Annotated in this window: 15 protein-coding genes and 1 pseudogene; 2 read left to right on the forward strand and 14 right to left on the reverse strand. The window is 65.9% G+C overall.

Translation table 11 applies throughout. The features are described from left to right. The 8 genes from flgH to C5F44_RS01975 are packed head-to-tail and all read right to left on the reverse strand — an operon-like array spanning nt 1 to nt 3,987. Nucleotides 1-726, reverse strand: a complete 726-nt coding sequence (flgH, locus tag C5F44_RS01940) for a flagellar basal body L-ring protein FlgH (RefSeq protein WP_107671797.1) — start codon at nt 724-726, stop codon at nt 1-3. Beyond that, entirely contained in the window at nt 723-1,145 is a 423-nt protein-coding gene (gene flgA / locus C5F44_RS01945) for a flagellar basal body P-ring formation chaperone FlgA (RefSeq protein ID WP_107671848.1), read from the reverse strand. The genes flgH and flgA overlap by 4 nt, the downstream gene beginning before the upstream one ends. Further along, nucleotides 1,145-1,930, reverse strand: coding sequence for a flagellar basal-body rod protein FlgG (flgG, locus tag C5F44_RS01950; protein ID WP_107671798.1), 786 nt, complete (start codon nt 1,928-1,930; stop codon nt 1,145-1,147). The genes flgA and flgG overlap by 1 nt, the downstream gene beginning before the upstream one ends. Nucleotides 1,931-1,932: 2 nt before the next feature. After that, the gene (locus C5F44_RS01955) at nt 1,933-2,643 is read right to left on the reverse strand and encodes a flagellar hook-basal body complex protein (protein WP_107671799.1); all 711 of its coding nucleotides are present in this window, start codon (nt 2,641-2,643) and stop codon (nt 1,933-1,935) included. A gap of 2 nt (nt 2,644-2,645) precedes the next feature. Further along, the gene (locus C5F44_RS01960) at nt 2,646-2,912 is read right to left on the reverse strand and encodes a flagellar biosynthetic protein FliQ (RefSeq protein WP_107671800.1); all 267 of its coding nucleotides are present in this window, start codon (nt 2,910-2,912) and stop codon (nt 2,646-2,648) included. Continuing rightward, nucleotides 2,909-3,196, reverse strand: coding sequence for a flagellar hook-basal body complex protein FliE (gene fliE / locus C5F44_RS01965; RefSeq protein ID WP_107671801.1), 288 nt, complete (start codon nt 3,194-3,196; stop codon nt 2,909-2,911). The genes C5F44_RS01960 and fliE overlap by 4 nt, the downstream gene beginning before the upstream one ends. 14 nt (nt 3,197-3,210) lie before the next feature. Then, on the reverse strand, nt 3,211-3,591 hold the full coding sequence (gene flgC / locus C5F44_RS01970) for a flagellar basal body rod protein FlgC (protein WP_107671802.1): 381 nt from the start codon (nt 3,589-3,591) through the stop codon (nt 3,211-3,213). A 12-nt stretch (nt 3,592-3,603) separates the two neighbouring features. Next, nucleotides 3,604-3,987, reverse strand: coding sequence for a FlgB family protein (locus tag C5F44_RS01975; protein ID WP_107671849.1), 384 nt, complete (start codon nt 3,985-3,987; stop codon nt 3,604-3,606). 78 nt (nt 3,988-4,065) lie between these two features. Here C5F44_RS01975 and C5F44_RS01980 point away from each other — a divergent pair, with 78 nt between their 5' ends. Next, nucleotides 4,066-5,382: a FliI/YscN family ATPase gene (locus C5F44_RS01980; RefSeq protein WP_412917518.1), complete on the forward strand. Its 1,317-nt coding sequence runs from the start codon at nt 4,066-4,068 to the stop codon at nt 5,380-5,382. Between the two features lie 179 nt (nt 5,383-5,561). Here the strand turns inward: C5F44_RS01980 and C5F44_RS01985 are convergent, their stop codons facing one another. The 6 genes from C5F44_RS01985 to C5F44_RS02010 form a co-directional block, all read right to left on the reverse strand. Further along, nucleotides 5,562-6,353, reverse strand: coding sequence for a DUF1217 domain-containing protein (locus C5F44_RS01985; protein WP_107671804.1), 792 nt, complete (start codon nt 6,351-6,353; stop codon nt 5,562-5,564). Further along, the gene (flbT, locus tag C5F44_RS01990) at nt 6,350-6,754 is read right to left on the reverse strand and encodes a flagellar biosynthesis repressor FlbT (protein WP_107671805.1); all 405 of its coding nucleotides are present in this window, start codon (nt 6,752-6,754) and stop codon (nt 6,350-6,352) included. The genes C5F44_RS01985 and flbT overlap by 4 nt, the downstream gene beginning before the upstream one ends. After that, nucleotides 6,751-7,116 carry a flagellar biosynthesis regulator FlaF gene (flaF, locus tag C5F44_RS01995; protein ID WP_328588439.1) on the reverse strand — a complete coding sequence of 122 codons (366 nt, stop codon included), beginning with the start codon at nt 7,114-7,116 and terminating at the stop codon, nt 6,751-6,753. The genes flbT and flaF overlap by 4 nt, the downstream gene beginning before the upstream one ends. 86 nt (nt 7,117-7,202) lie before the next feature. Continuing rightward, a complete protein-coding gene (locus C5F44_RS02000) occupies nt 7,203-8,411 on the reverse strand; it encodes a flagellin (RefSeq protein WP_107671807.1) in 1,209 nt (402 codons plus the stop codon). 213 nt (nt 8,412-8,624) lie between these two features. Continuing rightward, the gene (locus C5F44_RS02005) at nt 8,625-8,948 is read right to left on the reverse strand and encodes a hypothetical protein (RefSeq protein ID WP_107671808.1); all 324 of its coding nucleotides are present in this window, start codon (nt 8,946-8,948) and stop codon (nt 8,625-8,627) included. After that, entirely contained in the window at nt 8,945-9,208 is a 264-nt protein-coding gene (locus C5F44_RS02010; RefSeq protein WP_107671809.1) for a rod-binding protein, read from the reverse strand. Before C5F44_RS02010 ends, C5F44_RS02005 begins: the two co-directional genes overlap by 4 nt. 109 nt (nt 9,209-9,317) lie before the next feature. Here C5F44_RS02010 and C5F44_RS17735 point away from each other — a divergent pair. Beyond that, nucleotides 9,318-10,080 (forward strand): annotated as a pseudogene (locus C5F44_RS17735) (hypothetical protein); the annotation flags it as partial.

Below are 10,080 nucleotides of genomic sequence, written 5' to 3' on the forward strand. Positions count from 1 at the left end.
TCAGAACGGCAGCAGGATTTCCGCGGCCTGCTGGCCATAGCGCGGCTGCTGCACCTCGGAAATCTGGCCGCGCCCGCCATAAGAGATGCGGGCGCCGGCGATCTTGTCATAGGTCACCTCATTCTGGCGCGAAATGTCGGCGGGCCGGACATAGCCGGTCACGATCAGTTCGCGCAGCTCGAAGTTGACCCTCACCTCCTGCTGTCCCTCGATCCGCAGCACGCCATTCGGCAGTTCCTCGACCACGGTCGCCGCCACCCGCAGCGTCAGCTTTTCCTTGCGCGAAACGCTGCCATCGCCGGCAAAGGTGGATGAAGACTGCGTCTTCACCGCTTCGGCCATGCTGGCCCCTTCGGGCAGGGCATCGTCAATCCTTTGCGGGATGCCGAAAAGCGACGGGATGCCCATGCTCTGGCTGCCCTTGCGGGAGCGGTCGGTCGAATTCGAAATCTCGGCACTGTCGTCGATCTCGATCACCACGGTCAGGATATCGCCGCGCTTGGCGGCGCGGCGGTCCCCCAGAAGCGAGGCCGTTCCCCCCGTCCACAACGAGGACGCATCCGTTGGCCCCGAGGGATCGGCCATTTCGGGCATCGGCGTCGAATACATCGCATGATGCTGATAGCTGCCCTCAAGCGGTGAAAAATCGGGTGCGCGGCCGACCTGGCTGAGATCGCCGCAGGCGGCGGGAAGCAGGGCAAGCAGGGCGGGCAGTTTGCGGGTCACGGGGGGCCTCCAACGATCAGGGTGCCGTCCGGGGCGACACGGCCCGAAACGGTGGTTTTCGACGCAAGGTTCAGGGCGCGGATGCTGTCGCCTTCGGCACCCGCCTCCAGGGCGCGGCCGTCGGCGCGGATGGTCAGGCCGCCGGCGCGATAGACCAGGGTGACGATGCCGTTCCGCTGAACCAGGGCAGGGGCGCCGATGTCGCGGGCATGAACGGCCCGCCCGGCATAAAGCGCGATGCGGGTCTGCTGGCCCAGCGCCACCTCGGGCGCGGTCAGCGCGCCGGGAATCTCGGCATCGACCAGCATGAGGTCGCCCTGCGTCAGCACGGTGCCGGCTGGCAGTGTGCGCGCCGCGACAACGCTTTCGGCGCCGGCAACGCCGGGCAAGGCCAGAAGGACAGCCAACCGCAGCAGCATCATCGCACCTGCGTTGTGGCGGCCAGCATCTGGTCGACGGCGGTGATGACCTTGGCGTTCAGCTCGTATCCACGCTGCGCCTTGATCAGCTCGGTCACTTCGCGCACCGCATCGACCGAGCTTTCCTCAAGATAGCCCTGCCGCAGCGTGCCCAGCCCGTCGGTGCCGGGGTTGCCCACCTGCGGCGGGCCAGAGGCCGGGGTTTCCAGGAAAAGGTTGGACCCGATCGCCTCAAGCCCCTTTTCATTGGTGAAGCCGGTCAGCGTAAGCTGGCCAAGCTGTGTGGGTTCCACCTGATCGGTGAAATAGGCATAGACCTCGCCCGCGGCATTGATGGTAATCGAATGCGCGTCGGAAGGTATGGTGATGCCCGGCACCACCGGGTAGCCATCCGCGGTGACGATCAGACCATCGGGCGACCGTTTCAGAGCGCCGTCGCGGGTATAGCCCGAGTTTCCCGAAGGTAGCGTCACCTCAAGATAGCCGGCGCCTTCGATGGCAAGATCCAGATCGCCCTTGGTCTGCGAGAGCGGCCCCTGTTCCAGCACCAGAGACACGGCCGCGGGCCGCACACCCAGGCCGATCTGAACCCCGGTCGGCAGCATCGCGCCGTCCTGCGCGGTGATGGTGCCGGGGCGGGCAAGCTGCTGGTAATGCAGATCGGCGAAGTCGGCGCGGCGGGCGTTGTAGCCGGTGGTCGACATGTTGGCGAGGTTGTTGGACACCACGTCAACCTTCATCTGCTGGGCCGCCATGCCGGTTGCCGCGATATGAAGCGCTTTCATCGTCAGCGTCCCAGCGTCTGGATCACGCCGCGCATACGGGTGTCTTCGGCGTCCATGAATTTTTGGCCCATCTCATAGGCGCGCTGCACCTCGATCATCCGGGCGATTTCCGCCACGGGTTGAACATTGCTGTCCTCAAGGAACCCCTGCCTGATCACGCCGGTCTCAGCCGGTTCAAGCTGGCCGCCGTCGAAGAGCGTGCCCGACTGATGGCGCAGCGCCAGCGGATCGACCGGGCGCCAGAGGCCGATCCGGGCGATCGGGGCGCCACCCGCCGAAAGCGTGCCATCTGACGCCACGCCCACCTGGCCGGCATCCGGCGGTACGAAGACCGGGGTGCCCCCGGCGTCAAGCAGGCGAAAGCCTTCGGGTGTGACCAGCTCCCCCTCGGCCGAGGGGGTGAAGCTGCCGGCCCGGGTCAGCCGGTTGCCCTGCGGCGTTTCCACCAGAAAGAACCCTTCGCCCTGAATGCCCAGGTCGAAAGGGGCCCCGGTCGGCGTCAGCCCGGCCTGTGACAGATCGACGATGCGGCCATTGCCATGAGCCATCGAAACCGAAGGTTCGTGGTCCAGCCGGGCGACGTGCTCGGCGAACACCACGCCTTCGCGCCGGAAGCCGGTGGTCGAAAGGTTGGCGATGTTGTTCGCCACCACCTGCATTTCCCGCATCAGCCCCGATTGCCGGCCCAGCGTCACATATCCCGCGGTATCCATGGTCAGCCCCCTGCGATCATCGGGATCACCAGCTTGGTGAAGAAAGTCACCAGCGAGCCGGTCATGAAACTCATCGAGACCCAGAAAACGGCCATCATCGCGGCCACCTTGGGCACGAAGGTCAGCGTCATTTCCTGCACCGAGGTCAGGGCCTGAAAAAGGCCGATCACCACCCCGGCCACCAGCGCCACCGTCAGGAGCGGCGCGGAAATCGTCACCGCAACCCAAAGGCCCTGGCGCATCACGTCATAAAGCGCGGCGTCGGTCATATCGGCATCCTCAGAATCTCCTGATAGGCCTCGACCACGCGGTCGCGCACGGTGGCCACGGTTTCCACGGCCAGTTGCGATGAGGCCAGCGCCTCGACCAGGGCATGGGGGTCCGCGCCGCCGGTCATGGCGGCGCGGGCCGTCTGCTCGTGCCGGACAAGCGTTTCGGCGAAGTTTCCCGCCAGCTTGCCGAAACTGATGCCCCCGTCTTCCGAAGGCTTTGGCGCTGCGGCCGTTCTGGCCTGCGCATAGGTCTGGGCGGCGAACGAGGGTTTCACATCCATTCCGGCGGTCCCCCTCAGCGGCGCAGAAGGTCGAACAGGCTTTGCGTCATCTGGCGCGCCTGGTCGAACATGCGAAGATTGGCTTCATAGCTGCGTTGGGCTTCCCGTGCGTCGGCGATTTCCAGCACAAGGTCGACGTTCGAGCCGTCGTAATACCCCGTCTCGTCGGCCAGCGGATTGCCGGGGTCATAGATGCGGGTCAGCTCCGAGCGGTCCAGCCGCACCGGGCCTGCCGTGACCTGCCCGCTGTCCATCTCCTCGTGAAAGCTGATGGTCTTGCGGTGGTAGCCGGGGGTATCGGCATTGGCGATATTCTCGGAAACATGGCGCAGCCGGGTTGCCTGGGCCTGCATCCCCGAGGCCGCGAAGCCAAGCGATGTGGTCAGATCATTCATCGCGTGCCCCCGTTACCTTGCCCGGCCCAGCGAGGCGCGGATCACGTCCGAGGTGGCGCGGTAGATCGCCAGCGCCATGTCATGTTCCTGCCGGGCCTCGGCCGATTTCACCATTTCCTGTTCCAGCGACACGCTGTTGCCGTTGGGCGATTCTGCCCCCCCCTTGGCCACGGGCGCAGGGGCCATCGGGCGGGCCGGGTCGGCGATATGGCCGGCGCGCGTGGTTTTCAGCGCAAGGCCGGGGTCGGCATAGACCGAGGCGAAATCGGGAATATCCTGCGCCTTGTAGCCGGGGGTATCGGCGTTCGCGACATTTTTCGCGATCACCCCCATCCGGGCACCGGCATGGGCCGCCATTCCCTGCGCCATGCGTGTCAGTTCCAGTTTCTCGAACATCGGGGCTTCTCCCTCGACCTGCTTCACCAAGGCTTAAGGGCGATTCCTTTAGAAACCGTATTCAGGGAACAAAGTGAGATCGCCGTGCCCGGAATTTTTCAGTCTTTGCAGGCCCAGATCGCCACCATCCAGCCTGCCCGTGCCGTGGGCCGGGTGGCCGAATCAGCGCGGGGCACCTTCCTGGTCTACGGTCTGGCCGTGGCCGCGCTGGGGGACCGTGTGGTTGCCGAAACCGGCGCCGGTCCGCTGGGGGGAGAGGTCGTTCGAATCTCGGCCCGGGGCGCCACCGTTCTGCCAGAGGAAGATCCCGAAGGTCTGGTCATTGGCAGCCGGGTGGAACTTGTCGGTCCGCTCACGCTTGCCCCCGATATGGGCTGGCTGGGCCGGATCGTTGATCCGCTGGGGCGTCCGCTGGACGGTCGTCCGCTTCTGCCCGGCACGCGGCAGCTTTCCATGAACGCGGCCCCGCCTGCCCCTGCCCTCCGGCGCCCGCTGGGGGGGCGGCTGTCCACCGGCGTTGCGGTGTTTGACACGCTTCTGCCGTTGGTGCGTGGCCAGCGGATCGGGCTTTTCGCCGGGTCAGGTGTCGGCAAATCCTCGCTTCTGGCCCGCTTTGCCCGTGGTGTTGCGGCCGATGTGGCCGTGATCGGGCTGGTGGGCGAACGCGGGCGCGAGCTGCGCGATTTCACCCAGCGGGTGCTGGGGCCGGCGGGCATGGCGCGTTCGGTCGTGGTCACCGCCACCTCGGACCAGTCGTCGCTGATGCGCCGCCGCTGCGCGCTGTCGGCCATGACGGTGGCCGAGCATTTCCGCGATCAGGGCCTGCATGTCCTTCTGCTGCTTGATTCCGTCACCCGCTTTGCCGAGGCGCATCGCGAAATGGCGCTGGCCTCGGGCGAAGTCGCCTCGCTTCGCGGCTACCCGCCCTCGGTCAGCCACGCGATCATGTCTCTGGCCGAGCGGGCAGGCCCGGGCGCGGGCACCGCGGGCGACATCACGGCGGTGTTTTCGGTGCTTGTCGCCGGGTCTGACATGGAGGAACCCGTGGCCGACATCCTTCGTGGCACGCTGGACGGGCATGTCGTGCTGGACCGCAAGATTGCCGAGCGTGGCCGGTATCCGGCGATCGACCTGCTCCGATCCGTCTCGCGCAGCCTGCCCGAGGCGGCTAGCGCCGCTGAAAACGCCCTGATCGCCGATGCGCGGCGTGTGCTGTCGGCCTATGACCGCGCCGAAATGATGGTGCAGGCCGGGCTGTATGTTCCGGGCAGCGATCCGGCGGTTGACAGGGCGCTGCGCCTTTTTCCGGCGCTGGACGGCTTTCTTGCCGAAGACGCCCCCGCCGGCGGGCCCGAGTCCAGCTTTGCCCGCCTGCGCGCTTGCCTTGGGCCTTGACCGGCTGTTCAAACTGCCCCGAAAGGCAGGGCACACCGGCCAGTCACCTTTGGCCCGCATCCGGCATTGGGGCTGTCTGAAAGGGCCGTGATCCTGGCCTGCAAAAAACCGTTCTGCCCTGCGGCCCGGATCTGGTCGTCTGGCGCCGGCGTGGTGGTCCGGCAGGACAAGACCCGAACCTATCTACCAAGAAGCTGCAACGTGGTTTTCGCGGCCGACAGCGCGGTGCCCTGTGTCGAAACCTCGCTCCGCGTCAGATAGGTTCGCACCAGCCTGGCCATCGTTTCCGGTTCGGCAAACTGGCTGACCGTCGCCTCGCCAAACGTGTTGCGCGCCTTGGCCTTGAACACCTCAAGCTGCTTGTCGATGTCGATGCCGGCAACGCTTGACGGCAGACCCAGGGCGGTTTGCATGACACTGCGCAGCGGCTTGTTGCCCAGAATCGTGTACCATTTCGCATCCTCGCTGCCGGTCTTCGCCGCCAGACTGCCCAGTTCGCTTTCTGCATTCAGCGCCAGCCGCATCGCCTCATTCTGCGTGCCGACGGCGGTTTGGAACCTTTTGGTGTTGTATGCCGTCAGCAGCTTGTCCGCGAAGTCTGACATCTTGTTGCGCGGCGTCGCATAATCGCCAAAGCCGAAGGCGGCCGAAAAGGCCTGATACCGCTTGTCCGACAGCTTGTTGGCCAGGGCATCGGTCTTCAGCGTTCCCCCTTCCAGCACCTTCTGGACAAAGGCCTTGGCGTCGATGTCCGCCTCAAGGCCAAAGGCCGTCAGCGCCACCTTCAACAGCCGGCGGTCGGCGACCAGTTCCTTGGCACTGTTCACCTTGCCGATGTTGGCCCGGAAATAGGCCTCATCCCGCTGGTTGGCAGGCGTCGCCTGCAAGGCCGCCTGCTGCTTTTCCATCGTCCGTTTGAGAAACGTCCAGCCGGCATAGCCCGCAAGCGGAATGACCGGCTGGAAGCTCATGCCCGGCCCGCCGACAGCAGCCGCTCTTCCCGTGGAAGCAGGCCGCGCAGGGATTTGAGCACCTGATAATGCTGTTCCTCCAGGACGGCGCGGCTTGCTTCGGCCAGCAGGCGGCGGCTGTCCGGGTCGGTCAGCGCCTGGCTGAGCTGTTCGATGCCGAGCAGCAGTTGGTGGCGTGCATCGTCGGGCACGGCATCGCCCGACAGCACCAGTTGCGCGATATAGCAGACGCGGCGCACCGGGGTGTTCGCCTCTTCCGGGTGGATCGCATCGCGCAGCCGCAGGATATTGGCGTTCGGTGTCATGATCGCCAGCTTCGACCGCTTGTCGCCATTTTCGATCACGGCACCGTTGATCAGCACCCGCTCATGCGGGCCCAGCTTGAGAACAAGCCCGCTCATGCGCCCGCCCCCCCGTCGCCGCGCAGGCCCCGCAGGACGGCGGTGTTGATCTCGACCAGAACCTCGGGGCTGGCGGCACCGGCCAGCACCTTGCGGCTGTGTTCAAACGTGAAGCGATACAGATAGAACAGCCGCGCCCGCAGCGTTTGCGGCAGGCTGTTGTCGGGCAGGGCCACGTCGGCGCCCAGTGTGGACCACAACTGTTCATTCTCGGACAGGGCGGCCACGAAGGCGGGATGATTGTCCTTCCGGCCCCGGATGGCGGCGGCAAGCCGCTGGGTGATGCGGGCGATCACATCGTATTCGACGGCGCGCGCGGTGCGGACGGGGGCCGCGGGTTGGGCATAGGCAGTTTGTGTCATGTGGTTCATGTCGGGATGTTCCGGGGGCTAGGGCGATGCAGGGGCGTGGACCGGGGCCCTGTCGCGGGCCCCGGCCTGGTTTCGCCTTAGCGGAACAGCGACAGCAGGTTCTGCGGCTGCTGGTTCGCGATCGACAGCGCCTGGATGCCCAGTTGCTGTTGCACCTGCAGCGCCTGCAACCGGGCACTGGCCTCCTCCATATCGGCATCGACCAGTGACCCGATCCCCGAGGTCAGCGCATCGGACAACTGGCTGATGAACTCGGCCTGAATGTCGATCCGGGTCTGGGCCGAACCGAATTCGGCTGCCGCCTTGGTTGCGGTCTGGATCATCCCTTCGATATTGCCCAAGGCCGTGGCGGCATTGGTCTTGGTCGAGACATCCAGCGTGCTCAGGCCGGCCAGCCCGCCGGTGCCGCGCGTGGCGGAAACCGAAATCGCCGCCGCGTTGTTGGTATTGTTGGCCACGGTCAACGCCCCGCTTGCCAGCGTCAGGGTGAAATCGGTGTCTGACAGGCCATTCGCCGTCAGCGAATTCTTCAACCCGGTCACCAGCGAATCCGCCGTGTCCCCCTCTTGCACCACATAGCGCCCGGTCTTCGAGCCGATGTTCAGCGTGATCGTGTCGCCCGCGATCAGCGCGGTGGTTGTCGCCGGGTTTGCGGTCGGCGCGTCCTTGGCCAGCGCCCCGCCGGTGCCCTGGAAGGTAAAGCCGTTCAGCGTGACCGGGGTTCCCGTCACCACGCTGGCCGCCGAAAGCGTGCCATTGGTCAGCGCGGCGCCGGCCGTGGTTGACAGGTTCTGCGCCGTGACACTGATCTTGCTTGCCGTAACCCCCGTGGCCGTGCGGTCCAGCGACGACAGGATGTCAACCGTGGTGGTCTGCGACCCGTCCACCAGGTTCAGCCCGTTGAACTGGGCCGCGCCCACCACCGACTGGATCTGCTTGGTCAGGTTCGCGATGTCGGTCTGGATCTTGGTCCGGTCAACGTTGTCCTGTTGCGCGGCGACGATCTTGCCCTTCATCTCGGTCAAGAGGTCGGTGATCTTTTCCGAAGCGGTGCGGGCGACCGAAATGGTCGAAGACCCCAGCGAAAGACTGTCCGAGATGCCCTTGAAGCCCTTCACGTCGGATTCCATCACCTTCGAGATGGCCCAGACCGCTGCATTGTCCTTGGCCGAATTCACCGTCTTGCCGGTGGAGATTTCGGCCTGAACCTTGTTCATGTTCGTATTGATGCCCTTCATCGTTTGCAGGGCGACCATGGCGCTGGTGTTCGTCAGAATTGACGACATTTACACGTTCCTCTCTTGGCCCTTCGCGCTTTGCGCGGGGCAGACCTGCCGCGTTTCGCGGCTGTTCCGACGTTCTGGCCGATGCGCGGGCTGATCCCCGCTGCGCCACCCCCTCATGGGATGCAGGGCAAGGTTGTGGCTGCGGTGGTTACCAACCTCTGAATCTGGTCTGGCTGTTTCCGGCTGATTTTCGCCGTGTTTGAGACAGTTTTCCTACCAGCGGCAGGCCGGAGCCGTGGGGGCGGGGCCGATCACCCCGCGTTGGCCCCGGGAATCATAGGTGCTGAACCGGCCATGCCCGGCCACCTCGGACGCGCGGCGCTGCGCCGATTTCACGCCGCGAATTGCCGCGGCCAGCAGCGGCCGGTTTGCCTCGGCCAGTTGGCGCAGGCGGGGGGCCGTGGCCGCATCCGCGGCAATCCCGGCAAATAGGGCCTGTTCGGTTTCACCCGCCAGCGCCGCAAGCCGCGCCAGATCGCCGGCGAACAGCGCCTTTCGGGTGTCTTCCAGCAGGGTTTCAAGCGGTGTGCCGGTCATTCTTTCCCCCCGCCCATGGCGCGGAAAAGCTGCTCGGCCAGGCCAATTCCGCCATGGGCCACCATCTGCCGGGCCTGTTCCATCCGCAGGAAGGACGAGAACTGTTCCTCGCCCGCGCCGCCGCCGAAACTGTCTGACGCCCCGTCCAGCCCGGCATGTTGCAGCATCTCTGACAGGAAGGCCGCCTCAAGCTCTTGCGCCTTGCGCATCAGTGGGTTGGGCGGGGGTGTCGTGGGAACAGGGCCGGTCGGGGCAAGCATCGCATTCTCCTTCGGATCGTTCGGATTTTCGGCAGTCTGCGGGCCAGCCGGTAAACATCCGGTAACCTGCACCCGCGAAAATCAGGACACCCGGCAGAAGTCGCAGGCCATGTCAGACATTACGCTTTCCTTTGTGCTGCCCTTTCCAACCGAGCCCACGGCGAGGGGTGGGTTTGGTCTGGGTGGGGGTGAGGAGGGGGTGGGGTTTGAGGGGTTGATCGACTTGCCTGAGCCGGGTTTGGACGGTGCGGTGGATGTTGACGCGGGGCTGTTGGCCTTGCCGGGTCTGGTTGCCGGGATGCTGCCGCAGGCTGTGGCGATCCTTCCGCTGCCGGTGGCAGAGCCGAACGGACGGGGCGCAGAGGGGGGAGCGATTCAGAGCAAATCAGTCTCTAACATGGCTGAAATACAGCCTGATATGCCGGTGTTGGCCGTGTTTGATCCCCCTGATCCCGCGCCAGGCCTTGCGGGGCTGGAAGCGGATGTTCCTCCGATTTCTGCCACGCGGATGGTGCAGGAAGCGCCCGCTGATGGGCCGGTGCTGCTGTCCCGGCCCGCTGCAAATGGCGATGCGGGGACCGACAGCGATAATGCAGCGAACGTGCAGCTTTCCGTCATACCTTTTGCAGCACCTGCCGCAGCATCCGCCGACGTGCCGGCTGCCCGGGCCGAACCGGCACCGCTGCGGGGTGCCATCGCGGAACCGGCCGCCTTGCGCGACCGCCCGGCAGGGTTTCCGGCGGACCTGCCCTTCGCGCAGATCCTGTCGCGGCCGGTCCGCCCGGTGCCGGCCCGGCCCGCGGATGCCACGGCCCCTGCTGCGCCAGAGGCTGCCGAGAGCCGGGCCGCCCGGTCTGGCGATGGGGCGACTG

Origin of the sequence: Fuscovulum blasticum DSM 2131, assembly GCF_003034965.1 — a bacterium.
Lineage (GTDB): Bacteria > Pseudomonadota > Alphaproteobacteria > Rhodobacterales > Rhodobacteraceae > Pseudogemmobacter > Pseudogemmobacter blasticus.

Coding starts and splice junctions, on each gene's coding strand:
- flgA (WP_107671848.1), bottom strand. CDS start 1,145: ATGCTGCTGCGGTTGGCTGTCCTTCTGGCCTTGCCCGGCGTTGCCGGC.
- flgG (WP_107671798.1), bottom strand. CDS start 1,930: ATGAAAGCGCTTCATATCGCGGCAACCGGCATGGCGGCCCAGCAGATG.
- C5F44_RS01955 (WP_107671799.1), bottom strand. CDS start 2,643: ATGGATACCGCGGGATATGTGACGCTGGGCCGGCAATCGGGGCTGATG.
- C5F44_RS01960 (WP_107671800.1), bottom strand. CDS start 2,912: ATGACCGACGCCGCGCTTTATGACGTGATGCGCCAGGGCCTTTGGGTT.
- fliE (WP_107671801.1), bottom strand. CDS start 3,196: ATGGATGTGAAACCCTCGTTCGCCGCCCAGACCTATGCGCAGGCCAGA.
- flgC (WP_107671802.1), bottom strand. CDS start 3,591: ATGAATGATCTGACCACATCGCTTGGCTTCGCGGCCTCGGGGATGCAG.
- C5F44_RS01975 (WP_107671849.1), bottom strand. CDS start 3,987: ATGTTCGAGAAACTGGAACTGACACGCATGGCGCAGGGAATGGCGGCC.
- C5F44_RS01985 (WP_107671804.1), bottom strand. CDS start 6,353: ATGAGCTTCCAGCCGGTCATTCCGCTTGCGGGCTATGCCGGCTGGACG.
- flbT (WP_107671805.1), bottom strand. CDS start 6,754: ATGAGCGGGCTTGTTCTCAAGCTGGGCCCGCATGAGCGGGTGCTGATC.
- flaF (WP_328588439.1), bottom strand. CDS start 7,116: ATGACACAAACTGCCTATGCCCAACCCGCGGCCCCCGTCCGCACCGCG.
- C5F44_RS02000 (WP_107671807.1), bottom strand. CDS start 8,411: ATGTCGTCAATTCTGACGAACACCAGCGCCATGGTCGCCCTGCAAACG.
- C5F44_RS02005 (WP_107671808.1), bottom strand. CDS start 8,948: ATGACCGGCACACCGCTTGAAACCCTGCTGGAAGACACCCGAAAGGCG.
- C5F44_RS02010 (WP_107671809.1), bottom strand. CDS start 9,208: ATGCTTGCCCCGACCGGCCCTGTTCCCACGACACCCCCGCCCAACCCA.